Annotated in this window: 26 protein-coding genes; 4 read left to right on the forward strand and 22 right to left on the reverse strand. The window is 38.5% G+C overall.

The genetic code is table 11. From position 1 onward, the window contains the following. Positions 1 to 16: 16 nt before the first annotated feature. Genes ABMA72_RS06320 through ABMA72_RS06335 form a run of 4 tightly spaced genes read right to left on the reverse strand, consistent with a single transcriptional unit; the run spans position 17 to position 2,927 of the window. Positions 17 to 790, reverse strand: coding sequence for a PP2C family protein-serine/threonine phosphatase (locus ABMA72_RS06320; RefSeq protein WP_392857163.1), 774 nt, complete (start codon positions 788 to 790; stop codon positions 17 to 19). Continuing rightward, the gene (locus ABMA72_RS06325; protein ID WP_021266293.1) at positions 780 to 1,526 is read right to left on the reverse strand and encodes a protein kinase; all 747 of its coding nucleotides are present in this window, start codon (positions 1,524 to 1,526) and stop codon (positions 780 to 782) included. The genes ABMA72_RS06320 and ABMA72_RS06325 overlap by 11 nt, the downstream gene beginning before the upstream one ends. Then, positions 1,519 to 2,130: a septation protein IspZ gene (locus tag ABMA72_RS06330; protein WP_392857166.1), complete on the reverse strand. Its 612-nt coding sequence runs from the start codon at positions 2,128 to 2,130 to the stop codon at positions 1,519 to 1,521. The genes ABMA72_RS06325 and ABMA72_RS06330 overlap by 8 nt, the downstream gene beginning before the upstream one ends. An 11-nt stretch (positions 2,131 to 2,141) precedes the next feature. Then, positions 2,142 to 2,927: a WYL domain-containing protein gene (locus ABMA72_RS06335; protein ID WP_392857169.1), complete on the reverse strand. Its 786-nt coding sequence runs from the start codon at positions 2,925 to 2,927 to the stop codon at positions 2,142 to 2,144. A gap of 90 nt (positions 2,928 to 3,017) precedes the next feature. Here ABMA72_RS06335 and ABMA72_RS06340 point away from each other — a divergent pair, with 90 nt between their 5' ends. Further along, positions 3,018 to 3,515, forward strand: a complete 498-nt coding sequence (locus ABMA72_RS06340; RefSeq protein ID WP_392857171.1) for a hypothetical protein — start codon at positions 3,018 to 3,020, stop codon at positions 3,513 to 3,515. On the opposite strand, the gene ABMA72_RS06345 is transcribed toward ABMA72_RS06340, so the two are convergent. The 13 genes from ABMA72_RS06345 to ABMA72_RS06405 form a co-directional block, all read right to left on the reverse strand. Beyond that, a complete protein-coding gene (locus ABMA72_RS06345) occupies positions 3,465 to 4,379 on the reverse strand; it encodes a pseudouridine synthase family protein (RefSeq protein WP_392857172.1) in 915 nt (304 codons plus the stop codon). The two genes, ABMA72_RS06340 and ABMA72_RS06345, sit on opposite strands and share 51 nt — an antisense overlap. Next, a complete protein-coding gene (locus ABMA72_RS06350; RefSeq protein WP_392857174.1) occupies positions 4,354 to 5,199 on the reverse strand; it encodes a flagellar motor protein MotB in 846 nt (281 codons plus the stop codon). Before ABMA72_RS06350 ends, ABMA72_RS06345 begins: the two co-directional genes overlap by 26 nt. Positions 5,200 to 5,269: 70 nt before the next feature. Beyond that, positions 5,270 to 6,037 (reverse strand): motility protein A, encoded by a 768-nt coding sequence (locus tag ABMA72_RS06355; protein ID WP_392857175.1) that lies wholly within the window; start codon positions 6,035 to 6,037, stop codon positions 5,270 to 5,272. A gap of 235 nt (positions 6,038 to 6,272) precedes the next feature. After that, positions 6,273 to 6,506 carry a hypothetical protein gene (locus ABMA72_RS06360; RefSeq protein ID WP_392857177.1) on the reverse strand — a complete coding sequence of 78 codons (234 nt, stop codon included), beginning with the start codon at positions 6,504 to 6,506 and terminating at the stop codon, positions 6,273 to 6,275. 132 nt (positions 6,507 to 6,638) lie between these two features. Next, positions 6,639 to 7,799: a chorismate-binding protein gene (locus ABMA72_RS06365; RefSeq protein ID WP_392857179.1), complete on the reverse strand. Its 1,161-nt coding sequence runs from the start codon at positions 7,797 to 7,799 to the stop codon at positions 6,639 to 6,641. Continuing rightward, positions 7,774 to 9,135, reverse strand: coding sequence for a replicative DNA helicase (gene dnaB, locus ABMA72_RS06370; RefSeq protein ID WP_392857180.1), 1,362 nt, complete (start codon positions 9,133 to 9,135; stop codon positions 7,774 to 7,776). Before dnaB ends, ABMA72_RS06365 begins: the two co-directional genes overlap by 26 nt. A gap of 72 nt (positions 9,136 to 9,207) precedes the next feature. After that, entirely contained in the window at positions 9,208 to 9,822 is a 615-nt protein-coding gene (gene rplI, locus ABMA72_RS06375) for a 50S ribosomal protein L9 (RefSeq protein ID WP_021265893.1), read from the reverse strand. 1 nt (position 9,823) lies between these two features. Beyond that, positions 9,824 to 10,834, reverse strand: a complete 1,011-nt coding sequence (locus tag ABMA72_RS06380; RefSeq protein ID WP_392857182.1) for a DUF2232 domain-containing protein — start codon at positions 10,832 to 10,834, stop codon at positions 9,824 to 9,826. A gap of 41 nt (positions 10,835 to 10,875) precedes the next feature. Beyond that, a complete protein-coding gene (gene rpsR, locus ABMA72_RS06385) occupies positions 10,876 to 11,493 on the reverse strand; it encodes a 30S ribosomal protein S18 (RefSeq protein WP_021265803.1) in 618 nt (205 codons plus the stop codon). Positions 11,494 to 11,814: 321 nt separating this feature from the next. Then, a complete protein-coding gene (locus ABMA72_RS06390) occupies positions 11,815 to 12,426 on the reverse strand; it encodes an LON peptidase substrate-binding domain-containing protein (protein ID WP_392857184.1) in 612 nt (203 codons plus the stop codon). Positions 12,427 to 12,475: 49 nt separating this feature from the next. Then, positions 12,476 to 14,047: a ribonuclease E/G gene (locus ABMA72_RS06395; RefSeq protein ID WP_392857187.1), complete on the reverse strand. Its 1,572-nt coding sequence runs from the start codon at positions 14,045 to 14,047 to the stop codon at positions 12,476 to 12,478. Between the two features lie 182 nt (positions 14,048 to 14,229). Then, positions 14,230 to 15,444, reverse strand: a complete 1,215-nt coding sequence (locus tag ABMA72_RS06400; protein WP_392857188.1) for a NupC/NupG family nucleoside CNT transporter — start codon at positions 15,442 to 15,444, stop codon at positions 14,230 to 14,232. An 86-nt stretch (positions 15,445 to 15,530) separates the two neighbouring features. Beyond that, positions 15,531 to 15,926, reverse strand: coding sequence for a hypothetical protein (locus ABMA72_RS06405; protein ID WP_392857190.1), 396 nt, complete (start codon positions 15,924 to 15,926; stop codon positions 15,531 to 15,533). 161 nt (positions 15,927 to 16,087) lie between these two features. Here ABMA72_RS06405 and ABMA72_RS06410 point away from each other — a divergent pair, with 161 nt between their 5' ends. The 3 genes from ABMA72_RS06410 (at position 16,088) to ABMA72_RS06420 (ending at position 19,666) form a co-directional block, all read left to right on the forward strand. Next, the gene (locus ABMA72_RS06410; protein WP_392912260.1) at positions 16,088 to 17,407 is read left to right on the forward strand and encodes a thymidine phosphorylase; all 1,320 of its coding nucleotides are present in this window, start codon (positions 16,088 to 16,090) and stop codon (positions 17,405 to 17,407) included. Between the two features lie 8 nt (positions 17,408 to 17,415). Continuing rightward, positions 17,416 to 18,240, forward strand: coding sequence for a purine-nucleoside phosphorylase (locus ABMA72_RS06415; protein ID WP_392857194.1), 825 nt, complete (start codon positions 17,416 to 17,418; stop codon positions 18,238 to 18,240). 97 nt (positions 18,241 to 18,337) lie between these two features. Beyond that, a complete protein-coding gene (locus tag ABMA72_RS06420; protein WP_392857196.1) occupies positions 18,338 to 19,666 on the forward strand; it encodes a PolC-type DNA polymerase III in 1,329 nt (442 codons plus the stop codon). Here the strand turns inward: ABMA72_RS06420 and ABMA72_RS06425 are convergent, their stop codons facing one another. The 5 genes from ABMA72_RS06425 to ABMA72_RS06445 form a co-directional block, all read right to left on the reverse strand. After that, positions 19,667 to 21,103 carry a histidine kinase dimerization/phospho-acceptor domain-containing protein gene (locus tag ABMA72_RS06425; protein ID WP_393056558.1) on the reverse strand — a complete coding sequence of 479 codons (1,437 nt, stop codon included), beginning with the start codon at positions 21,101 to 21,103 and terminating at the stop codon, positions 19,667 to 19,669. It lies immediately after the preceding gene. Continuing rightward, positions 21,100 to 22,401, reverse strand: coding sequence for an exodeoxyribonuclease VII large subunit (xseA, locus tag ABMA72_RS06430; RefSeq protein WP_393056560.1), 1,302 nt, complete (start codon positions 22,399 to 22,401; stop codon positions 21,100 to 21,102). Before xseA ends, ABMA72_RS06425 begins: the two co-directional genes overlap by 4 nt. 59 nt (positions 22,402 to 22,460) lie before the next feature. Then, positions 22,461 to 22,880 (reverse strand): helix-turn-helix domain-containing protein, encoded by a 420-nt coding sequence (locus ABMA72_RS06435; RefSeq protein WP_392857202.1) that lies wholly within the window; start codon positions 22,878 to 22,880, stop codon positions 22,461 to 22,463. A gap of 15 nt (positions 22,881 to 22,895) precedes the next feature. Continuing rightward, complete coding sequence (locus ABMA72_RS06440) at positions 22,896 to 23,090, reverse strand: type II toxin-antitoxin system HicA family toxin (RefSeq protein WP_392857205.1); 195 nt, start codon at positions 23,088 to 23,090, stop codon at positions 22,896 to 22,898. A gap of 169 nt (positions 23,091 to 23,259) precedes the next feature. Then, a complete protein-coding gene (locus ABMA72_RS06445; RefSeq protein ID WP_392857207.1) occupies positions 23,260 to 24,597 on the reverse strand; it encodes a S41 family peptidase in 1,338 nt (445 codons plus the stop codon). Positions 24,598 to 24,602: the final 5 nt, after the last annotated feature.

The raw sequence follows: 24,602 nt of genomic DNA on the forward strand, positions 1-24,602 counted from the left end.
AAGTGCCATGCACCGACTAGGCCTTAACCTTTCGAATCGCGATAAAAGAAATGTCATCGTATTTAAGCCAGGCCTCTTCGTTTTGAATCTTGCAAAACTCAGCGAGGTTTTCAAATGACTTATCAAAGATCCCCTGTCCAATAAGTTCAGTAAGGGAGTCGTGAGGAATATTATCAAAAAGCCCATCACTTCCAATAAGGATCGTGTGACCTTTTTTGATACTGGCCCCAGAGGTTGATTCAATTTTTATAACGTCGTCACCCATGAGGTTATTGACATAATTTCTTTCAGGGTGAGCAAGAGATTCTTCCTGACCTAGGACTCCTGCCTTAACCATATGGCCAACTCCAGAGTGTGGAGTAGAAGTATAGATTTCATTCCCATGGGCATTCCAGTAGAGAATTTCAGAATCACCAACATGGTAGAAGCGAACCATATCATCTTTAATCTGGGCAAAGGCAAGAGTTGATCTTGCACCGGCCTTAAGATCTGATACGTTCTGATTTGCGGTTTCAATGAGTTCCAAACAATTGCTACCGTCTTTATAATTTGCAATGGCCTCAACGATTGCAACAGCAGCATCGCGCCCGCGCGGATGACCACCGGCCCCGTCAGAAACTCCAACAACAAAAGACTTCTCCTCTCCGCTAATAAAGAGAGCATCTTCGTTATTATCGCCTGATTCTTTTAACTTATGTTTGGCAATGAAGTAGCCAATGCGATAATCACCAAAGTCAAAAATATCGTGTTCAAATTCCGCTACGTCGGAAACAATTTTTTTAAACGGCATCTGACCAATCCATGGTTTCTAGGTGGTAACGAAGCATACTGATATTTTTAAATCGTTTAAGAATGATCCCACGCTTAAGTCCACAAATGATGTACTTAATGGAAGGAGATAATTTCTTATAATGCTTCTGTCCTCCTAGGATATCATAGAAAATTCTGATGATTTTAATAATATCTTCGTCGCGATTATCTTTTTTCGAGTCACCCCAGTGGTGAAGGTCAATAATCTTCAAATCAAACTCTAATCCAAAGCGGCGAATGATAATATTTTCGGTATGAAGGTCTCCGTGATACTCACCTTCAAGGTGAATAGACTCGACCCCTACGACTATTGAATAAAGTAGATGAATAGCAGAGAAGATTTCAAGGCGCTTACCTTTTTGCTTTTGGATAAACTCTCCAAGCATCTCCCCTTCAATAAACTCAGAAGTTAGACATGCTACTTTTTGACCTTTTAAAGTTACCAATTCATGAGAGATACAATCCATCACAATTGGACTATGACTGAGCTTTTCAAGTTTAAGAGCATATCTTGTGCTCACTTTAAATTTCTTATTTCTTTGTGGGAAATAAATCTTAATGGCCCTTTCAATATTGGTGTGTTTCTCCCTTACGCGGTAAACCTCACCCTCATAGCCAGAACCTAGTTTTTCAAGAACCACATAGCGATTTGCAATTGTTCTTCCTGGAGAAATATCAAACTCTTCAATCTCAACAATATCGCTTGCCTTAGTCAATGTGGCCTCCGTGGTGTGTTTGAATCATATCGGCTTGGGCCTGCATTTGCTCAAGCATAATCTTCTTTACTTCACGTCTTATTAAAATAATTTCTAGAACCAAAAAGACCGCAAAAACAATATAGAATCCAATGGACTTAAAAAAGGCCCAACGAGAAGTTGTTTCATAGATGGCCAAGTAACCCATAAAAATACCATTGAATAGTAGGAAGTAGGCCAAGTGGTACTCAATCTTTGTCATTATCTCTTCTGGCACATTGGCCTTCTTTTCCATATCTTCCATCATCGTAAGCATAAGACTTTTGCCTTGCTTGAGATTGAAGATAAGAAATCCACTTAAGAAGAGCCCCGTAAAGAATGGCTGTAACTTAAACCAAACTCCATCATGGCCGATCAAGGAGATTGGTCCAAGAATTAGAATAATGATAAAATTTAATTTAGAGATTGAATGAATGTGCTTAAAGAATACCTTCTCAAAAATGATTTCTAAAATCGCCAGCGAAAGACCGCCAATGATGGCAATCTCCACTGTCTGTGTTTCTTCAAGATACCAGTACAGGAGTGCTGGAAGAAACGATATTAGAAATAAGTTATTCTTTTTCATCTCATGTCGGATTATGCAGCATTTCTTCTTTTCTGGCAAAACTCCTCGAATTCTTCTTTAATACAACTCGGTTCAAGAATTTCAATTTGGTCGCGCATTGAATATAGCCAGTCAAATAAATAAAGAGACTTTTCGACAGATGCAGCCCAAATGATTTCACCATATTGATTCGTTGTTGAGTATGGATGACCTAGAAAGATTAAATTACTAATTGGCGTTAATTCAAAACCATAGTTTAACTTTAAAACTAAACGCTGATCGCTGCCATCAATATGCCTTAGCGCATTGATATACTCTTCAATTTCAAATCTTGAATACATTGAAGCGTAGTCAAAATCTTGAAATTCAATATCATCGACTTCGTTCATATCAATTGTGATTAGCTTCTTTGTTACCACGTCTTCACTAATGACTTTATAAAGATTTTGAGAAAGTACCACTCGCCAAGGGCGAACCTTCTTCTTAGAGTGATCTAAGAATGTAAACTCACAGACTCGTCCATCTTTACAGGCGGCCTGAATATCCTTAATAAGTTCTCGGTGTGATGTATTCTCAAGTAAGATATCACCGTAGTCCCTACGCCATGATAGTGGCATTAATAAGAACTCATCATCTTTGGGACGAAGGTCAATCGATAGTCCGTAGAAGTGAGACTTCTCATAGAACATATAGAATTCATCGCGATTAATATGATTTTTTCTTAGGAATGAAACCAAACTTATTGGCTTTCTAATTTCTTCTAAATTAAATAAAATATTCCAAAAATTTTGATCTTCCATAGACGAAAATGACGTCATTACAGCTCCTTAAATAACCTACTATATTTATCGGATATGGCCATCATTTCCTTTAGTGATTTTTATATAATTTAGTGCGATAATATTGCTATGGTATTGAAATCACTACTTAGGAATCCAGTACTAGGGTTCGGAATATTAATATTTATTATCTTTATCTTTCAATTAAGAGAGAATGGCGCCTTCCAAAAGCGTGCAGATCGCATGTTAGCGACATCATGTCGTTCAGTAAAAGTGCGTCTTGATAAGTATATGCACCCTTCTTGGAAGATTGAGTGTAATAAAAATAACCTAGAAGTGACAATTCCTGTGGATGAAAAGATCGTACCAGAGGGAACGGACAAAGAGATTCTTCGTCGTGAGATGTATAAGGCACTGGCCAATTCTTATATCTCAATTTCTCGTTATGCTATGGAAGAAAGTCTTGAGCGAACGATGATGGTTGTTGTGAAACTTGTTCACCCAAAGATGATTCTCTCATCTCTTTCTGAAGGAAAGTATGTAGTGAAGCTAAAGACACTTAAGAATAAGAATAACCTAGCTCGCCACATCCATCAGACTATCCAAGTCCAAGAGGTCGCAGAATAAATCTGCCGTCTCGGCCTTAAAGCAAGTCGTGTGTCCATTTACATCTAAGCAGTATTGAAAGGCGTGAAGATAAAGTCGCTGGTCTTCTTTCTCGTTATAGTCTTCGTTATAAAGAGGGTCTCCTATAATTGGAAAACCTGCGTGTGAAAGTTGAACACGTATTTGATGGCGATGGCCTTCATTTAAAGTAACCTTAACTAAAGAAAGATTCTTCTTGTCCTGATAGAAAACAGGCTCAACTCTTAAAGTCGCTTCAACTCCAATCTCATTGACGATCATCTTCTCACCTTTGATGCCACTTGAGACAAGGCGATCAGTTAAATCCATCCCCTCTTCAACCTTTCCTTTAACAATAGCAAGATAGGTTTTCTCCTTAGCGATTTGAGAAAAAGAATTTCTAAGATTTTCGTGAATAAGCTCATCTTTGATATAGATAAGAACACCACTCGTTAATTGATCGAGGCGATAAAGAAGGCCTTTCTCATAATCAGAGCGAGAGTTTCCAAGGCTTGGGAGATTAAAGTGGGAGCGCATGAAATTTAGAACAGTATCAGTTTCACTATACTCCATTGGGTGGCCGTGAATCCCCTGAGGCTTATTTAAGACGATAAAAATATCGTCCTCATGAATTACTTCAATGGCCTGGCCAGTATAGATAGGATTAACGTGAAAGCGATTTAAAAGATCTCGAGGTAGGTATAACTCACTCTTTGGAGCGAGATGAGACTGCAGTGCAACCTTTGAAATATAAGAGGTCTTAATTGCTTTATTAGAAAAATGGAGCTCCCCTTTAAGGAACTCCTTCAAACTATCTTTTTCAGTGAGATTACAAAAATTCTTATTGTGCTTCAACTTTGTGGCCATTATCTTCAAGATCACGTTTTCTAATCATAAATTCAACTTTACGATTTTCGTTATCAATCTCCATTTGAGATCGTCCCGGAAGGTCAGTTAAACGAGTATCACCATAGAATACCGTTGAAATTCTTTCTGGATTAATCCCTCTTCTAATAAGAGATTTAGTGGCCGCAGTGGCACGGGCGGATGATAACTCAAGAGCATCACTCTTTCCATCATTAGATACCTCACCGCGAGCGGCATAACCCATAACAAAGACTTTCCAATTACGTTTTTTAAGAAGGTCAATCATTCGCTGGTATGATGAAACAGCTATCTTTGTTGATTCAATTTCAACTGAACCACGCTTAAAGTAAATCTTGTCTTTAACACGAACGACAATCCCCTCGGCCTGTTCATAAACTGTTACGTTCTCACTTAAGTTAAACTCTTTTAAGTCATGACGCATATTTTTAAGAACTTCTTCTGAACCACGATTGATTTCATGCTTATCAAGAATTCCTTCCATTGTTAAAAACTCAATTGGAAAAGGTTTGATTGGTGTTTGAGATTCCATCATCGTTGGAAAGTTATCAGGAGACTTCCCCTTTTGAATAACTTCACCCTGTTGAAGAACGTTACCACCAAAGGCATTGCGAATTGAACCAAGGGCCGCTTCATATTTGGCCGTCTCAGTCTTTGCAAAAGAAAGAAGTAGTACGAAGAATGTAAGTAGAAGCGTTACAAGGTCAGAGAACGTCGCCATCCAACCGGGAAGGCCCGGGACACACTCAGGACACTTCGCGTTTCCACCGTCATCAACTACTGCAGCACTATCATCTGCCATTTCTTACTCCTTGATTACCCTTAGTATTTATTCCTCAAATACTCTTTTTAAATTTGTTTAAAACTTATTCTTATTCCTCACCTTCATCCGAAGCAGATCTTTCACTTGGTGGAAGGAATGAATTAAGTTTTTCAATAATCATACGTGGGTTCTCACCTGCTACAATTCCAAGTGTTCCCGCAACAACGATACTCATAGACATAAGCTCCATTTGAGATCGATATGAAATTTTATTCTTAACAGGCCCTGCAAAAACGTTGGCAATAATCGCACCATAGAACGTTGTTAGAAGGGCAACGGCCATGGCAGGACCAATCGCTGAAGGATCTGAAAGGTTCTGAAGCATCTGTACCAGACCAATCAGGGTCCCGATCATTCCCATCGCTGGGCCATCGGCTGCAACACCATCAAAAACATCAGCACCAGTTTTATGGCGTGACTCCATTGAATCAATATCCATTTGTAGAATTGAAGCAATAACTTCAGGAGGTCTGTTATCTGCTGCAAGAGTCATTGCCTTCTTCATAAACGGGTCATCAATTTCTGCTTTCTCTAATGCAAAAACTGACTCTCGTCTGGCAAGTTCTGCTAGCTCTTTAATCTTGTTAATTTTGTCTTTTGGATCAACTGGTGTGAAGAAGATTGATTTCATTGCAATTGCAACAAGACCTTTTACGACTTCCATTGGCCAACGATAAAGTGTTACTCCGACTAGACCTAGACCAACAACGAGTACTGAAGGCACATCAATGAAAATTGAGATCGCCCCACCTGACATAATGGAACCCATGATTCCACCTACTGCTAATACTAATCCTATGACTGATGCTATATCCATACAACATTCCTATGAAAATTTTCCTATTTCATTCTAAGTATCGGAAATGAGACGGACTACCTTAACAAAAATTTAGTAAGCACTTTAAATTGCATAGTTGTGGAAATTTCTACCGATTGAAGATGTTCAGCAAGGGGAAAATAAAAATGCCCCTCTTACTAAACCTAAGCTTAATAAGAAGGGCATTAAGGAGATTATTGAGAAACAAGTCCTATGTTTCCAAAAGATTAACTGACTATTTTACTTTAGAAGTATCGACACCATGCTCTTGAAAAGTAGTGTCGAGAAATTTAAGCATTTTTGATCTCAATTCATCCATTGAAACAGTATCATCAAGCATTAACTCTTTCTTAATGAAATCAGTTGGTACACCTGAGATTTCAACTAAATCATTTAATTGCACCATAACGTCCTTGTTGTGAGTATCTTTGTTCTGTGTTGTCTGTGTTGTGTTGTTTGTCATATCCATTGACTTCCCTCTCCTGCGACAAATTTTCAACGATCCATGTTGGAGCAATCCTTTGCTTCACTTTGTCACAAAAAAATCATATCTAGCGAGAGATTTGAATGTCAAAACTATCAAATAACATGTAAGAATTTATTAGATTTTTACATCCTTAAAGAAAACCTTAAGAAAGCTATTAGCTTTGGCTTTTAGTTCTTGAAATTCACTCTGAGCGTCACTCAGTAGTGTGATTCCTCCTCCGGCCCCATATAGTGCGCGGTTAGAAGATGATGCGACATCTAAAGTACGGATGTTTATAGATGCTTTAGAAATTGTGTCGAAATTTAAAATGGTAGAACCTGTGTAAATTCCTCGGTCTTTATTTTCGATCTCTTTGATCAATTCAACGACTCTTTTCTTGGGTGCACCAGTAATGCTTCCACCTGGAAAAAGAGATGCGACAAGCGCCAATGTATTACACTCCTCTAGTTCAACGCTAATTTTGGAGTATTGATGAATAAGGCCTGGAACGCGGAAAAATTCACGTAGAGACTCTACTTTGGAGAAGTTCTTACCAATGGCCGATAGGTCATGCCTTAAAAGATCGGTAATGATATTGAGCTCGCTTGTATTCTTAATATCATTAATGAGAAAGTCCTCACCTAGCTCTTGGGCAACTGTTCCTTTGATAGGCCTAGTTATTAATTTCTTCGTAGCTTGGTCGTATTCATAGAGACACTCTGGTGAGTTACTAATGACAAGGCGATCTTCAAAAGGAAAATTTAGAATATGAGCAAACTCGCTAAGCTTAGAGAAAAGCTCCTTACTTAGAAATGTATTAACGAGATCGTCTGAATTTGAAATCTTCACTTCGATAAGCGAAGTTAGATTTAGTTGGTAACAATTTCCCGCCAGTAGGTTCTCAAAAGTCGTCTTAAAAAGTTTCTCATACTCTTCTTCACTTATAATCTTTTCAATTATCGCTGTTGGTTTTTTACATCCCTCTGAGGGGCCTATAAATTGATTCAATTCAAAGTTAATAAGAGTTGCAAGGCCAACCTCACCTTCAAAACGAGGGGCCTCTAATAAGAAATAGTGGCCTAATTCATAGTGAAGAGATTGCACATGCCAATTGTGCCCTAATAACTCTTTTAAAGCAGCAACAGAGAAGTCCTGTTCAGTCTCATTTAAACGATCGTAAATTTTCTTATTTGTTATATGAAGGTATTTTGAAGGCCTCTCAAGTTTTAAGAAGCCTTCTTTATGCTTAAAGATTGCGTAAGCAGATTGCTTAACTTCTTCCATCGTCTTGTGCATAAGCGATATTTTCGAAACTAGTGTGAGCACCAACGAATGTTAGCTTTGCAGTTCCTACTTCACCACCACGGTTTTTACCAACGATTACTTCAGCAATCCCTTGATCTTTTGTATCTGGGTTATAGTACTCGTCTCTATATACGAACATGATAATATCCGCATCCTGCTCAATCGATCCAGATTCACGAAGGTCAGATGTCATTGGACGTTTGTTAGGACGAGACTCAACCCCACGGTTAAGCTGTGAAAGTGCAATAACCGGGCACTCAAGTTCTTTGGCCATATTCTTTAGGCCCCTTGAGATTTCAGCAATCTGCTGTTCACGAGGAAGCATCTTATTGTGAGAACTCATTAGCTGAAGGTAGTCGATAACAACTAAACCTAGCCCTTCAGAAGCTTTAATCTTACGACAAGCAGACTGAATATCAAGAAGGTTTGTCCCGGCGTTATCATTGATGTAAATTGGCATATCAGCAAGCTGCTGAATCCCCTGTCCAATTTTTCTTAAATCTGTTTCAAGGAACTCTTTCGTACGGATTCTTTTTGAATCGATCTTCGCACGTTGAGTTAGAAGTCTCATTGAAAGTTCCTTTGCCATCATCTCCAGAGAGAAGAGAGCAACTGGAAGTTTTGAGAACTCACATGCGTTTTGTGCAACGTTAAGAGCAAGAGCAGTCTTACCCATGGCAGGACGGGCAGCAAGAATAATGAGCTGACCAGGTTGCATTCCAAGTAATAATTTATCAAGAGCACCATAACCAGTTGGTACACCATGAATCTCACCAGCAATGCGAGATGTATCTTCAATTTCTTTAATATTTTCTTTAAGACACTCATTAAGTTTAATCATACTTCCTTGCTTGGCTTCGTTTGTAAGACCAAAGAAAATTGATTCTACTTCCTGAATGAAGTCTTGTGCATTTCCTGAGAAAGTTGCACCTTTGTCCGCTACTTTTCGAGCTTGGCGAACGAGGTCTCTAAGAGACGCCTTGTCCTTTACAGTCTTTGCGTAATGGCGAAGGTTGGCACTCGATACCTGATCTTCAGTAATATCGAGAATAAAGTTTTGACCACCGATTTCTTCCAGGCGATTGTGATCTGAAAGGTATGAGCAAATTGTTACGTAATCAACTGGGTTATTCGAGTGAACCATATCTTTAATGGCATCGAATACAATTCCATACTTCGGATTATAAAAGTCCTTCCCTTCTAACTTTAAGTCAGAAATTTCATCAAAAGACATACTATCTAGAATTAAACATGAAAGTAGAGATTTCTCAGAAAGAGTATCGTTTGGAAGTGTTCTTGCGTTGTTCGAGTTGTTTTGCTCAACCATATTCTGCCCCATAATATGATTAGAAATAAAAAGGGAGGCTCAAGGCCCCCCCTCTTTAATATAAGAAAAAAATTAGCTTCTTAGAATTCTATTAGCTTCCATTTTTAACTTTTCTTCTTCAGTCATTTCACCAGAAGTGTCACCTGAAGCAGCAGCTTCTGCTTGCTCTTTAGCAAGTAGTTCTTGAGCAGCTTTCATTGCAGCTAGCTCTTCTGCTTTTTTCTTGTTTTCTTCTTCTTGTGCAGGGTCCATTTTTACAGTTACTGTAAAAGCAGCTTCAACACCATTGAAGATCTTAGCTTTAACATCGTAGCTACCAACCGCACGGATTGGGTTTTCAAGAAGAAGGTGTCTTCTTTCTACGTTGTGACCTAGTTTACCTAGTTCAAGAGAAAGCTCGTGAGTAGTAACAGAACCAAATAGTTTACCGTTAGTACCAACTCTTTTGATTAGTTCAATGTTTAAACCATTGATTGTACCAGCAACTTTTGTCGCTTCTGCTTTATCAGCAGCAACTTGCTTAGCAAGTAGTTTTTCAAAGTGCTTAACCTGAGCTGTGTTTGATTCATCAGCTAGAACTGCAGCACCATTTGGTATTAGGAAGTTTCTTGCATAACCAGCTGAAACGTTAACGATCTCACCAACGTTACCAAGAGACTTTACAGTTTCTTTAAGAATAACTTTCATTTTATATCTCCTTATTATTTTTAAAAAATCTTCTAAAGTTGACCCAATAGTCTAATAGGCCAACAATCGCAATAAAACGATGAGCAAAGAAAATAGTCATAATCGCAAGAATCGAGCGAACAAACCCAGTCACCTTAATATATTTTAAGAAGTCTAGGTAAACACCCATTCCTTGAAAGAAATAGAATATTCCTAAGCAAAGTAAGATATTAAGGCCAATAACCTCAACAATCTCACCACCGATATACTCTCCACCTAAGAAGAGAGCTAGCCCAACAACTACTATAAGGGCAAAGTACTCAGGCACTTGAAAGCGCACAAAGTGCTTTAGACCATATTTGTAGCCATGAAGCATTTTCCATAACTTTGCATTTCTTAAAAGCATGAAAACCGTTAGCCATAAAATAAAGAATGTACTTACAAAGATAACAGCGAATCCCCACTGATAGATTCTCTTAATGATATCATCAGGGTTCTCGAAAACACTTTGATAAGTTGCTGCGACTTCTCCACCGCGAGCAATCAGTTCTTTATAATCTGGCGAATTCTTTAATTGTGACAAACCTTCATTTACTGAAGTTGTAATCGTCGTTGAGATTGTTGAAGGAAAAATCACTTCAATAGTCCCCATAATACCGAAGATTACGAGTAGTAAGATAAATCCTCTTTTTAATAATCCTTTTACAGGATCTTCATTGCGCAAAATAGTCGCGGCACTTAGGTAACCAATGATAACAGCGTAGAATAAAACATACGCCGAGTTAGCAAGGATTAAGAAAGAGTCGCTAGATTGAGCAGCAATAAAACAGAGAACAATCGTTACACCGAAAGTCACAAGCGTCTTTAAGTTTCCATAGATCAAGAAAGCGAATGCCACTGGAAGCGGTGAAAATACACCTAGTGGATAAGCAACGCTTAAGATCAAACTCACAACACATAAGAAAAGTAACTTCCCAATTGTGAAGTTATCTTTTGAGATAAGTGTAAATGTGTTTGGTTTCTTATCGTTCATTATCTTTTTCTAATTCCCTTAAGACTAAGTTCTCAACACTCTTAGTGAGCGAAGTCACCTCTAACGTGAGAAACTAGACCAATATTTCTTGCTCTCTTAATTGCAGATTGTGCCCATCTGTGGTGCTTAGTTGAAACACCAGTAACTCTTGATGGTTGGATCTTACCAAACTCGTTGATTAGCCAGTTATAAGTCTTTGGATCTTTCCAGTCTGCAGTGATGCTGTTTGCTTTGAACCAACAGTTCTTTCTCTTAGCAAATCTTCTCTTATCTTTTTCTGCACCTTTTTCTAGTTCATCAGTTTGTGAACCTGGGTGAGCTTTTGAGAATGGAGTTTTGTAACCTTTAACAACTGCTTCAGCAGCTTCGTTGTTATCAGCTAATTTAATGATAAGGTACTTGTGAACGTCTTCGTTGATTTTGAAACGTCTTTGAAGTTCTGTGTTTAGGTCTTTGTTACCTGAAACGATGAAATAGATGTAGTTACCTGTTTTAGAACCGTTTTTGGCAGTTTGAGCAAATGTTCTCATTCCCCAATCATCAGTTAAAAGGACTTCACCTTCGTAATTTTTTGCAACTTCAGCTACTAGGTTCTTAAGAGCTGTTTGCTGATCTTCTGTTGCGCCCGCGTGAGCTACTAATGCTAACTCATAAATCATACTTTATCTCCTGGACAATAGTTATTATTGGCCTCCCCACCACAGGGAAGCGAGTAAATTAACGGTCAAATGTGGTGCTAATCTATCAGTAACTGCGCTTTGTGTAAAGCAAGTTCGGGTACGCGCCACCTTTACGTGATTACAGATAGTTGGCCAAGAACTGTTGAATGAATAAAGCATAATTTCAATAGGTTACGTAGTGACTCTGGGAATAATATCCCCCAACTCAAGGCAAAATAGCCTAAATACGCGAATATTTTTCAATTTTTTGTCGTGCTGGATCTCTAAGTTACTGAATTCTTGAAAAGGTGGCGCGTACCACTAGTCGAGCCATTCGAGAAGGACATCGATTTTGGCGTTAATGTCGTCGATTTCGAGAATCCCCTGCTTGAGGTCGGGGGAAGTCACGACAAATTCAGTGATGGCGCCAACTAAAACCACGGGATCTTGTGTTGCCTCCATCAGGGCATCGTACTCCACCTGGTTCTTAAAAAATGACTTTGCCCAGTGGCGAAAGAGCAGCCCAAGTCTTTGCAGTGAAATCATATGCTCCGGCATCACTGTTAAGAATTCAGTAATGGGGTCAACTTCGATGGTGTTATACGGAAGCTCTTCATTATAGACATCCATAATGAGTCCCTTAAACATCGGCTCAAGGATAACAAGCATGGTGCCGTCTTTTGATTTTTGTAAAATTTGAACGCGGCCAAGTCCCACCATGCGCTTTACTGCATGGTACTTTTCGTGATCAATAGCAATAGTGTCAGCTTCTTCATCAGCGTCTTGCAAGGTCGCATAGGCCAAAGCAACAGGAGTGTTGGTCTGTTCGGCTTCGTGAATCATGTGAATATAGCGTGGTTCAAAAATATTGAGGGGCTTCTTTAAGATCGCCTGATATGAAACTTTATGTAATGGGAATAGAAGTGCTCTCATATCAGTTAAACCCTAAAAGCAAGCATGGGTGCCTTAAGCACCCAAGCGGCTAAAAAATTTCGTATTGTTCAACGTGGTAAGAGTTCTCCGAGCGAATCTGAAGATTGACACTAAAGACTTCTTCCATCGTTTCGATGATATCAAGTTCTTCACCACATAATGATGCCGTCACCTCAGGGTGAGCATAAATTGATATCTTCTTCGATTCTGGATTGTTGCGAATCTTCTTTCCAAGTTCACGTACAATCTCATAGCAAATCGTATTAACTGTTTTTACAATTCCATTTCCTTCACAATACGGACAAGGCTCGCACATGATACGTGTTAGCGTGTCACGAGTTCTCTTACGAGTCATCTCAACAAGCCCAAGCTCAGAGATTGGAAGTACTTTTGTTTTCGAACGGTCTTTCTTAAGAGCGTCTACTAGTGAGTTATAAACAGCTTCGCGGTTTTCAACTTTTTCCATATCGATAAAATCGATAATGATAATCCCACCACAGTTTCTAAGTCTTAGCTGATAAGCGATCTCTTTAACTGCTTCAAGGTTTGTGCGAAGGATTGTTTCTTCTAATGTTTTTCGGCCAACAAATTTTCCCGTGTTAACGTCAATTGAAACGAGGGCCTCTGTTTGATCGATATTTAGAGAACCACCTGAACGAAGATAAACTTTGTTACTTAGTCCCCTTTCAATTTCGATATCAACATTAAATTTTTCAAAGATCGGATTTGTTTCATCAAAGAATTTTGCCTTCCCCTTAATTTGAGGAAGATACTTCGTTGCAAATTTCTCGACTTCTTTTACGCCGTCTTTATCGTCGATAATAATATTATCAACGTCTTCATCTGTAATATCTCTTAAAACTCGTTGAATAAAAGTTAAGTCTTCATAACAAAGGGCCGGTGCTTTTTCTTTTTCAGATTTCTTTTGCACCTCTTTCCAAATCTTTGTCAGCATATCGTAGTCAGACTTAAGAGTTTTGTATGAGCTTCCTTCTGCAACAGTACGAGCAATAACACCCTTACCTTCAGGACGGATTGTCTCAAGCATCTCTTTTAGACGATCACGTTCTTCTTCATTTTCAATACGACGAGAAACACCTGTATGCTCAATAAACGGCATGTATACAACATAGCGGCCAGGGATTGTTACATGACGAGTAACACGTGGTCCTTTTGTTGAGATTGGCTCTTTGGCAACTTGAACAATGATCTCATCCCCTTCTTTTAGAAATGATTCAATTGTTGCTGACTCTGGACGCATCTTCATATCCATTGACTCAGATAGAGTTGCTAATTCGTCTGGAATTACTAGGCCATTTTCTTTCTTTTCTTTCTTAATAACCTCGGCCTTTTTGGCCATCTCTCTTTGCTCATCAAGAGTTGGAAGATAAGCGTCATCGACGTAGAGGAAAGCTGCTTTTGAGTAACCAATATCAACGAATGCAGACTGCATTCCTGGTAGTACTCTTAAAACTTTTCCGCGGTAGATATTTCCAAGGCGTGGGTGTGGCGTTGTTGTTGGTTTCGTTCTCTCCATAAGGAAATCGAGAATTTCACCATTCTCCATCAAAACAGCACGCCACTCGTTAACTGTTTTGTTAATAATCAAATCTTTAGACATATATATTCCTTTTAAACTTAAATCGAAATACGAAATAAAAGTGCGAGGCAAGTCGGCGAGCATTGCTCAAGCCAAAGACTTTAACCTACTAATAATTGTACGTCTGAGCAAGGTTTTGCGCTAGAAGATATAATATTCCGCGTTACCCTACTCAATTAATTTAGAATTAGACGAAGACGGTATTAAATAAATATACCCGCAATACATGCTGTCATGAAACAAGCAAGTGTCCCGGCAATTAGAGAGCGAATCCCAAGCCTTGCAAGGTCATGTTTACGATTCTCAGCGATCCCACCGATTCCACCAATCTGAATCCCAATTGATGAGAAGTTAGCAAAACCACAAAGGGCATAAGTAGAGATAATGGCCGAGCGTTCTGATATATTACCCATATTTGCTCTTAGATCTAAGTAAGCAACGAACTCATTTAGTACTAACTTCTTACCAAGAAGTGTTCCTACGATTTGAGCATCTTTCCACTCAACACCTAATAACCAAGCAAAAGGAGCAAATAATTTCCCCATGATTAGCTCAAGAGTAATTCCCTCAAAACCAAACCAACCTGTAACTAAGGCAAGGCCACCATTAATCATGGCAACAAGTGCGATAATCGCGACAAGCATTGCACCAACATTAATAGCAAGTTTTACACCTTCACTAGCACCGTTGGCAGCGGCATCAATAAAGTTAACACTAGTATCATTTAATTCTAATTTTAAATCACCTTTAGTCAGAGACTCTTGTGTCTCTGGGATCATAAGCTTGGCACATACAAGTGCCGCCGGAGCTGACATAACCGATGCTGAAAGTAAGTGAGCAGCGTCAATTCCGAAGCCAACATATGAAGCAAGGACTCCACCTGCAACTGTTGCCATCCCACCAGTCATCAGGGCCATAAGCTCTGACTCAGTCATTTTTGAAATAAGAGGCTTAACAACAAGAGGAGCTTCTGTTTGGCCTGCAAAGATATTGGCAGCGGCCGCAAGAGATTCAGCACCAGATGTTCCCATCACAACAGACATTACTTTCGCGAACGCTTTAATAACTAATTGCATAATACCGAGGTGGTATAGAACACTCATTAAAGAAGACATGAAAATAATTGTTGGAAGAACCATAACGAAGAAGATGAATCCAGTTTTTGGAACATTTGTCAGTGGACCAAATAGGAATTCAGAACCTTCATTTGTGAAATTTAGGATTGCAGTAAAGAAGCCACGAGCACCTTCGAAGAAGTTTTGTCCGGCATCTGTTTTAAGAATGATGAGACCAAAGAAGATCTGAAGAGTTAGACCAGATAGAATTAAGCGCCAATTAATTTTCTTACGGTTATTAGATAATGCAAAAGCAACACCAACCATAACGATTAAACCAAATGCCGAAATAACTCTTTCCATGGAATACCCTATAACTAAATTAAATTAATTCTAAAAACAGCCTTAGAGTATAGGTTTGAGCATAAATGGACAATAAAAAAGAATAATTAGAAGTTAAACGACCAACCAACTTTAGGATTTACAGCATTGAACTCTTTGATATCTTGTGCCGTATTTGACGCATGCCAATTTAAACGACTAGTCGTATCAAAGTCGCGGAATCCTGTTTGGCGAATTGTTGCCTGAGACTTTGCCGCTTGATTATAGGCCACAACACCAACACCAATAACGATCCCTACAGCTGCTCCCACAAGAATATTTTTAAGGTGGTCTTTAGGTTCCTCAACAAATGAAAGTGTTGAAAGTCCAAGAATAGCTCCACCTAGGCCAAGGCCTGCAACTGTTGTTAAGTCACGTAATCCCTCTTCTTTAAAATTTGTTTGTGCTACTGAAGAGAATGAAAATGTAAGAGCTAAACATATAATGATAATTTTTTTGAACATTTCTAAAACCTTAAAATCCCTGCGCTACGCATTAAGTTTCATCATTGCCACCTCTAATGGCCGTGTCTATAATGACCCTTTTACTATTCTATACGCATAAGTAATTTGATGCAATAAATGCACAGGAATTATTAGGGAATTAAATTTTTAAAAGGAATACTATGTCGGAAAATTTTAGCGCATATCAGATCATCTCAAAAAAAAGAGATGGTAAAAAATTAACAGATGAAGAGATTAAGTGGTTCATTAATGGAATTACAAATGGTGATGTTGCCGATTATCAAATGTCTGCACTACTTATGGCCATCTACTTAAATGGGATGAGCGTAAAAGAGACGGCAGCTCTAACAGATGCCATGCTCTACTCTGGAAAGACGCTAAAATTCAAAGGCGTGAACGTGATCGACAAGCACTCAACTGGTGGTGTTGGAGATAAGGCATCGTTCATTCTTGGACCAATTGCTACGGCATGTGGAGTAAAGGTTCCAATGATGGCCGGACGTGGTCTTGGTCACACAGGTGGAACAGTTGATAAAGTTGAATCGATTAAAGGGTTCAAAACTGAACTAACTCTCGAACAATTTAAGAAACAACTTAATAAAGAGAAGATCGTTCTTATCGGTCAAACAAAGGACATCGCTCCTGCTGACAAGATCATCTACGGTCTAAGAGATGTAACGGGAACAGTTGAATCAATCCCATTAATTACAGCTTCAATCATGAGTAAGAAATTAGCAGAGGGTGCTAATGGAATCGTTATGGATATTAAAGTTGGTGACGGTGCATTCATGGATAATATCAAGGATGCAAAAGCACTAGCGAAGAGTCTTCGTGATACTTCAAAGCGCTTTGATAAGCGTATGATCACAATGATTACAGATATGAACCAACCACTTGGTCAGTATATTGGTAACTCACTTGAGATTATTGAATCAATTGAAACACTAAAAGGTAATGGCCCAAAAGACTTAACTGATATTAGTGTTAAGCTTGCTGGTGCCATGATCTATATTGCAGGAAAAGCAGACTCACTTAAAGAAGGTGAAAAGAAAGCTCAAGCAGTAATTGATAATGGAAAAGCACTTAAAGTTTTCAAAAACCTTATTAAAGTTCAAGGCGGAGATGAGAAAGTTTGTGACGACTACTCTCGCCTACCACTAGCAAAAGAGAAGACTGTATTTAGCGCAACTAAGAATGGTTATGTTTCAGCTATCGCTTGTAAGAATATGGGCCTTCACTGTGTAAGCCTTGGTGGTGGACGTGCAAAGGCAACTGATAAAATTGATTTTGGTGTTGGATTTGTTCTTAATAAGAAAGTTGGTGACAAGGTTTCTAAAGGTGAAGCTCTTGTTGAGATCTATCACAATAAAAACCAGAAGAAACAAGTTGAAGCTATCCTTGCTGACTTAAAGAAAGATATTAAAGTTACAACTGCTAAGCCTAAAGCAAGCAAGTTAATCTTTGAAGTGAAAGAAATCTAGAGGTACGTATGCACGCAATTTTTAAAAGATTAGAAGAATCAAAGAGCTATATTCAAAGCAAATATGACAAAGCACCTGATATTGGAGTGATCCTAGGTTCAGGACTTGGTGAATTTGCTAACCTTTTAGAAAACAAAGTTGAAATTCCATACGAAGAAATTCCAGGTTTTAAGAAGACAAAAGTTATCGGCCACAAAGGTCAGCTTGTTATGGGTGAACTTGGAGGAAAAGTTGTTGCAGTTATGCAAGGACGTATCCACCGCTATGAAGGCCACTCTCTTGATGAAGTTGTTTTCCCTGTTCGCGTTTTAAAAACTCTTGGAATCAAAAATCTAATCATCACAAATGCTGCTGGTGGGATTAATTTAGACTACAGCTCTGGCTCACTTGTTCTAATTAAGGATCACCTAAACCTAACAGGCGAAAATTGTCTTGTTGGTGAAAATATTGAAGAACTAGGAACTCGTTTTCCAGATATGACATATGCATGGTCACCTGCTCTTCAAGAGATCGCTTATGCTTCGGCAAAGAATATTTCATATGATCTTAAAGAAGGTGTTTACGTTGGTGTTATGGGGCCAACTTATGAAACACCTGCTGAAATTCGCATGTATCGTAACTTTGGTGGAGACCTTGTTGGAATGTCGACAGTACAAGAGTGTATTGCTGCAAACCACATGGGACTTGATGTTCTTGGTATCTCTTGCGTGACAAATATGGCCGCAGGAATTGAGAATACTAAACTAAATCACGATGATATTAAGCACGAGGCCGCACGTGTTATGAAGAAGTTCCTAGAGCTTCTTGAAGAAGTTATCTCAAATATCAAATAAAAAAATCATATTTTCTCCCTACCTCGGTGGGGAGAACTTTGCTATAATCTATTCAATACCTAACCACGAGTGAATACTCGGCTTTCATGGATTGTTGATGGAAACACATTCTTCAAAGAAAATGCTAGCAGACATGAGCTTCTGCGTCTTCGATTTAGAGACAACTGGTGGAAACCAGAAAAAAGATAAAATCATTGAAATTGGACTCGTCCAAATTGATAACCTGGAAGTAGGAGCGAAAAAAAGCTTTCTCATCAATCCAGAAAGAAAAATCCCAGACTTTATTCAAAAGCTAACTTCTATCACACAAGATGAAGTTGAAGGCGCACCAACAATTGATGCCGTTATTGATGAAGTTCTAGAGTTTATTGGTGACCGAGTTCTTATCGCTCACAACTCTTCATTTGATATTCCATTTTTAAATTCAGTATTAGAAAGGCTTGGAAGAAAGCAACTTGAGAATAAGGGACTATGTACAAACCTTATGACAAAGTATCTTATTCCAACTCTAATGAACTCGAATCTAAACTATATGTCGCGTATTTTTAATATCTCTCACCAAAAGGCACACCGTGCCCTTGATGATGCTATCGCGACAGCGCAACTCTTCTTAAACTATCTCAATATCTTTATTGAAAAAGACATTAAGAAGATCAATCACCTTTACTACCCTAAGAATCGCTACGAGCTTGATCTTTGTAACTTTAAAAAAGATACAAGTGAGCACGATGAGATTGTGGCAAAGATGAAAAAGATTTTTGCTCCTTTTGTTATTACAGTAAAAGGACAAAACGGAATCATCCTATTCTCTTTTCCGTGCACGAATAAAGAAAATGAAATTCAATTCATTAGCGAGCGTATTAAAGATCTCGAATGGCAAACTATTTCCATTAAACTTAGTGGACCAATTCTTGAGGCCCTTATTCGCTTTAATCATTCATTTAATAAAATGGATGAAGCCGATCAAGAAGAGGCCATCACAATGCTTCGTCAAAATTTGATTGGAGACGGTACGAAAGAAGAACTAAAGGCCGAGTACAAAGAAGAGCTTCAAAAAATCAAGCAAGCTGACTTCGTTCTTATGAATCACCTTGTGCCAGAACAATTTACAATCTACCCTCTTGGTGCCCTAGGAATTAGACAAGGATTAATCTTTCGCTACCCTGGTCACGACAAGAAGCTAATTCAATATATCAATTCAAAGTCTAATCGCAAGAAAGCGCAGAAGCTTAAAGAGATTCACTTCCCTGAAATGCTGCAAGACCTTGTTAATCTTTATATGGCAAAGAATCTACGCCAAGAGCGCGAGCTTATGATCTTTAAGGATTCTTTTGCCCTTAAGAATAAGGACTTCTTCTTTACTCAACTTGATAAGTTCATTGAGACGAATCCGAATAAGTATAATTATCCGGAAGCGTTTATTTAATCAGACCAAATTATAAACAACAATATCCTGCCCATGAATTTCAACGCGTGAATTTTCAAGTGCAAGTAAGTGGATGATTAAGCGGTTTAAGATCTTACTCTTTTGTCCTTCAATATTGAGATTCTTTACCGTAAGAATGATGTCGTGTTCATTACGATAGAAGTTACAGTCAATAGAGTTAGAGCTAGCATCAATTAAGAGTTCGTGATTTTTAAGCGTCATCATCTCACTTAGGATTAAGTAGAGAATGATTGGAAGACTCGCACCACTAATCGCATGTTCTTTCAGATCATTTGAAATATTTGTTTGAATTGATATTCCCGATTCGATTTTTCGATTGCTCAGTAGCGAGATTGCCTGTTGGAGAATACTCTCAAACGTACTTTGACGACTTAGTTGATCATTGACCTTGGCAAAACCAAGGAAAGTATTGATTAGGCTCTTGCAACGATTTGCTGACGCCTTCATTTCATTTAGGATTGTTAAATCGTCTTCTTCCCACTCTTCAAGCTCAAGCATGTTAATGGCCGCAAGAATTCCCGCAAGAGGATTATTGAGTTCGTGAGCAATGGAGCTTGTAATAATACCAAGTTCAGAGTGTGACTTTGTATAATTGAATTCCTGCTTCACAAGACAGATCGTTCTTAGATTTGAAGTCGTACTTGAGAGGATCTTATATTTTTGATCATCAATATCAATCCAACCGGACTCAAGATTTTTGATAAGATTATTTGGTGTGATTCCAAGCTTTAGAAAGTGGTCATTATGATAGTGAACGATACCATCATCACTGATGATAACAACTGGATAAGTTAGCTTGTTAATCAAGTCAGTAACACCAAGCTGTTCACTTGAGAGTTCTTCTTCATTTGCATTTATTAGTTGGATCACATTAGCAATGGCCAGGGCGGCCTTTTGAGCTTCTTCCCACTCACCCTTTACAGTAAGTAGATAATAAGAAGCTGTATCTTCAAAGCAGTAATCTTCTTTAACAGGATAAAGATGTGAATCGGCCTTATCGATTACCTTGATATTGAATTCATTTTTTACTTCTGAAATTTTAAAAAGTTCTGGAATAAAATTGTCGTCGTTGTCTTGGTATACCTTCTCAAGATAAAGGCCCGCAACTTCCATCTCATCGAGATTAGCACTGGCCATACTAGAGTTTAATTTAAGAACTCTCGCAAGCTCTCTTTTAAAGTGCAGAAGCTCTTTAAGATTCTCGATGGTTTCAATCTCGATAATGTGGTCATCTAGTTTAACAATCAGAGGGATACTTGATTCAATTGAGAAGTCGAATTCATAGTCACTAGAGCTAAATCCAGAATAATTTAAATTGCGCTCTAACTCTTCATCAATTTCGATATTTGAGTGATAGTAAAAATTCTGCTTAGGTGAATTTACTTCATTATCTTGAAACCCAAGAGATGCACTCACGAGTTAGCTCCCTTGTGAAGAGTCACCTTACCGTCAGCGTAGTGAATATCCACATCGACATTTTCAAGCTTTGCCATGTCTTTGGAGGAGCTAATGACCTTGTCACCAATCTGCGTGTAGGCATAGCCTCGCGTAAGAACATTTTTTGGATTTAAGGCCCCTAGGATCTTCTCAAATTCCATATTCTTATTTTTATAATTCACAATTTTATTTTGAATAGCTTTCACAAGATCACGGCTTAGGCGATCTAGCTCAAAAGTATATTCATAAAGAGAAAGGATCTGTTCTTTTCTCTTAATTAGATTTAGCTTTTCAAGCTCATGCTTATAATCTGAAATTTTCGATTTAAGAGCAATGAGAAAACTCTTCGGTGACGTTTCAGAAAGGACATCATAACGACGACGAAGTTCCATATTCATGGCACCTTTTAAATCCTTACGAATGCGATTCATGTCAGAATCTAACGCCATAAATTTTTGAGTTAGAACCTCAGCTGCTGCCGAAGGTGTCTCCATTCTAAGATCGGCCACATAATCAGAAATCGTGAAGTCCACTTGGTGTCCAACGGCACTAATGGTTGGAATTGGACAATTGTAGATATCCCAGGCCAGGGCCTCATCATTGAATGCCCAAAGGTCTTCCATCGAACCACCACCACGAGTGAGAACGATAACATCCAGCATATCTTTGGTACGCCCCTCTTCTTTTGCCTTTAAATGATAAGCAATAAGTTTCTCAAGGGCCTTACGGATTGAAGCTGGAGCATTGATTCCTTGAACTAGCGCCGGAGAAAGAAGTACCTGATGATACTCAGATCGTCTTTGAGATACATTTAAAAAGTCTTGCAAGGCCGCGGCTCCCTTTGCCGTAATAACACCAATGCGTTTTGGCATCGTCGGTATCGGTTGCTTTGAACTCATATCAAAAAGACCTTCGACCTGTAGCTTCTTCTTTAGTAATTCAAATTGTTCCTGAAGATCACCCTTACCTGCTGGAACGATTCGTTTCACAATTAATTGAAACGTTCCTCGAGTTGGGTAAACAGAAACGGAGCCAGAGACAATGACTTTGTCTCCTGCGCGAATATTTTTAATAATCGGATTTCTCATGGCATCCATTTTAAAGAGCGCCATTTGCATAAGTGCATTACCATCACCAAGTGAGAAATACCAATGTCCTGCACCAGAGGAGCTAAGGTTTGAAACCTCTCCTGTTACACTAATATTTTGGTAATTAGACTCGAGATTTTTCTTTATGTGATTTACGAGTTGTGAGACTGATGGGACTTTATTATTCATCCCTTTATGATGCAAAATATTAAAGAAAGTGAGAAGACGCAGAGCGCCTATTTAGAAGATTATCCAGCTAATTCAAATTTTACTTTAAAAGCTTCTGCAATTTTAAGAAGTGTCATTGCTGTTGGGTTTGACTTTCTAATATATTCTAGCTTTTGATATGTCTGAAGCTTCATATCAAGAAGATCCGCGGCATGCTGTTGAGTGAGCTTTCGTGATTTGCGAGCTTCACGAATCATCAAAGGAATCGATATCTCTGGACTTGGAGTAATCCAATTAAAATTCTCGCCTCTATGATTCTTAGCTTTTGGAAGAGGCCACTTTGGATCGTTAGCTTCTTCAAGATATAAGTCTAACGCTTCAACAGCATTGGCCATTGCTATTTCCTTATTTTCACCGTAGGAAAAGCACCCTGGTAAGTCTGGGAATATAACATTGATACCATTTGAATCATTTGTGAATTTAGCTTTGTATTTAATCATGAAATCACCTTCCCTCTAAATCAATTTTACGCCGGTTTGTTTTTCAATTGCCTTTATAAGACCGAAACCAAGATCTTTTCCTCCATGATCAGGGATAATTACAGTAACCAATCCCTTTTTAAATTTCTTGTGAGAACCACGCTGACTAACTTGAACAAAACCATTATTCTTGAGTATTCTTATAATATCTTTGGCCCGTCTATTTCCCACAACTCACTCACTTATTATACAATAATTTCCAGCTCAACTCCACAGCAAATGAGCTGTGTAACCATTCAGAATTAATCAGTTTTGTTTAATAAGTTTTTGAAAATAAAAAGGCCACCCTATTAGGTGGCCTTATTAAAGTAATTCAATATTTGAATAAAAATTTAATATTTTAAAATTTATTGACTGCGTTTAGGAATTTAATCGCTTGCAGAACTTGGTAGTCCTTGTCTGCTGCATACTTTCTGTGAACAGGTGATTCTTCTTTCTTTTTATTGATTTCCTTAGCTCTTTCAATTCTCTTTAAACGAGCTGCCTTTTCACGCTTAAGACGGGCCTGCTTTTCTTCTTCTGTTTCAACTGTTGCTGTTAAGTGGTTTCTAAGATCAACTTCTCTTACCCCACCATCATCATACATATGCTCTTCAACAAACTCCCCTTCAACCTGAGAAACTTGCACATCTGGCTTAATTCCAAGGGCCTGAATTTTTCGACCTTTTGGTGTCATATACTGAGCAATCGTAAGCTTGATACCCTGTTCTTCTGAAATTTGAGAAACAGTTTGTACACTACCCTTTCCAAATGAGTTTGTTCCCACAATAAGGGCACGCTTATGGTCTTGTAGGGCACCCGCCACAATTTCTGAAGCAGAAGCACTTGAGCCATTAATAAGAACAGCAAGCGGAATATCTAATTCTTTATGGCCACTCTTTTTTACGTAGCGAATTTCTTTATTCTTCGGATCGCGCCCTTCTGTTGACACCACGACACCATCATTTAGAAAGATTGAAGAAAGGTTTACGGCCTCATTTAAAAGACCACCTGGATTTGAGCGAAGGTCAAGAACGACACCTCTAAAATTCTTTCCAAGCTTCTTCTTTTCTTTCTTAAGAGCTTTAACAACGTAAGCTGCTGCATCCTTTTGGAATTGGCTTAAACGAATAACAGCGTAGTTATTTACCGCAAATGACTTAACTGGTTTTGTTTTAATTTTTTGGCGCTTTACCTTGAAGTTGCGAATATCTTTTTCGCCAGCTCTTAGAATTCCTAGGTTAATAACTGTCCCAAGCTCCCCTTTCATACGATCAACAGCTTCATCAAGAGTAATACCTATTGTTGATTCATTATTGATCTCAACAATCTTATCCCCAGGAAGAAGTCCTGCTTTCTCTGCTGGTGAGTCTTCAATTGGAGTTGTGATCACAAGAACACCATCTTTTTGTGTTACTTCGATTCCAAGGCCACCGTACTCTCCACTTGTATCTTCTTGCATCTTCTTAAAGACTTCTTCATCTAAGAATGCAGAGTGAGGATCAAGTGTTTGAAACATCCCTTTCAAAGCTCCATCAATGAGCTTATCAATATCAACCTTACGGTAGTAATTTGTTTCAATGATATGAATAACTTTATTGAAGAGTTCGAGTTTTTCAAAACGCGACTTCGTCGTTTCTTTTGCTTGTACAGGTGCTACAAATGCCGTCAGCATTAGAGCAACAAATAGCTTTTTCATTATTA

It is taken from the genome of Halobacteriovorax sp. CON-3 (assembly GCF_043196995.1).
Lineage (GTDB): Bacteria > Bdellovibrionota > Bacteriovoracia > Bacteriovoracales > Bacteriovoracaceae > Halobacteriovorax_A.

Excerpts from the sequence above, each read along its gene's own strand:
- ABMA72_RS06320 (WP_392857163.1), bottom strand. The coding sequence starts at position 790 with ATGCCGTTTAAAAAAATTGTTTCCGACGTAGCGGAATTTGAACACGAT.
- ABMA72_RS06420 (WP_392857196.1), top strand. The coding sequence starts at position 18,338 with ATGGAAACACATTCTTCAAAGAAAATGCTAGCAGACATGAGCTTCTGC.
- ABMA72_RS06390 (WP_392857184.1), bottom strand. The coding sequence starts at position 12,426 with ATGAGAGCACTTCTATTCCCATTACATAAAGTTTCATATCAGGCGATC.
- ABMA72_RS06340 (WP_392857171.1), top strand. The coding sequence starts at position 3,018 with ATGGTATTGAAATCACTACTTAGGAATCCAGTACTAGGGTTCGGAATA.
- ABMA72_RS06330 (WP_392857166.1), bottom strand. The coding sequence starts at position 2,130 with ATGAAAAAGAATAACTTATTTCTAATATCGTTTCTTCCAGCACTCCTG.
- xseA (WP_393056560.1), bottom strand. The coding sequence starts at position 22,401 with ATGAATAATAAAGTCCCATCAGTCTCACAACTCGTAAATCACATAAAG.
- ABMA72_RS06415 (WP_392857194.1), top strand. The coding sequence starts at position 17,416 with ATGCACGCAATTTTTAAAAGATTAGAAGAATCAAAGAGCTATATTCAA.
- ABMA72_RS06445 (WP_392857207.1), bottom strand. The coding sequence starts at position 24,597 with ATGAAAAAGCTATTTGTTGCTCTAATGCTGACGGCATTTGTAGCACCT.
- ABMA72_RS06335 (WP_392857169.1), bottom strand. The coding sequence starts at position 2,927 with ATGACGTCATTTTCGTCTATGGAAGATCAAAATTTTTGGAATATTTTA.
- ABMA72_RS06365 (WP_392857179.1), bottom strand. The coding sequence starts at position 7,799 with ATGCACAAGACGATGGAAGAAGTTAAGCAATCTGCTTACGCAATCTTT.
- ABMA72_RS06410 (WP_392912260.1), top strand. The coding sequence starts at position 16,088 with ATGTCGGAAAATTTTAGCGCATATCAGATCATCTCAAAAAAAAGAGAT.
- dnaB (WP_392857180.1), bottom strand. The coding sequence starts at position 9,135 with ATGGTTGAGCAAAACAACTCGAACAACGCAAGAACACTTCCAAACGAT.
- ABMA72_RS06435 (WP_392857202.1), bottom strand. The coding sequence starts at position 22,880 with ATGATTAAATACAAAGCTAAATTCACAAATGATTCAAATGGTATCAAT.
- ABMA72_RS06405 (WP_392857190.1), bottom strand. The coding sequence starts at position 15,926 with ATGTTCAAAAAAATTATCATTATATGTTTAGCTCTTACATTTTCATTC.
- ABMA72_RS06360 (WP_392857177.1), bottom strand. The coding sequence starts at position 6,506 with ATGGATATGACAAACAACACAACACAGACAACACAGAACAAAGATACT.
- ABMA72_RS06380 (WP_392857182.1), bottom strand. The coding sequence starts at position 10,834 with ATGAACGATAAGAAACCAAACACATTTACACTTATCTCAAAAGATAAC.
- rpsR (WP_021265803.1), bottom strand. The coding sequence starts at position 11,493 with ATGATTTATGAGTTAGCATTAGTAGCTCACGCGGGCGCAACAGAAGAT.
- rplI (WP_021265893.1), bottom strand. The coding sequence starts at position 9,822 with ATGAAAGTTATTCTTAAAGAAACTGTAAAGTCTCTTGGTAACGTTGGT.
- ABMA72_RS06400 (WP_392857188.1), bottom strand. The coding sequence starts at position 15,444 with ATGGAAAGAGTTATTTCGGCATTTGGTTTAATCGTTATGGTTGGTGTT.
- ABMA72_RS06355 (WP_392857175.1), bottom strand. The coding sequence starts at position 6,037 with ATGGATATAGCATCAGTCATAGGATTAGTATTAGCAGTAGGTGGAATC.
- ABMA72_RS06345 (WP_392857172.1), bottom strand. The coding sequence starts at position 4,379 with ATGGCCACAAAGTTGAAGCACAATAAGAATTTTTGTAATCTCACTGAA.
- ABMA72_RS06395 (WP_392857187.1), bottom strand. The coding sequence starts at position 14,047 with ATGTCTAAAGATTTGATTATTAACAAAACAGTTAACGAGTGGCGTGCT.
- ABMA72_RS06350 (WP_392857174.1), bottom strand. The coding sequence starts at position 5,199 with ATGGCAGATGATAGTGCTGCAGTAGTTGATGACGGTGGAAACGCGAAG.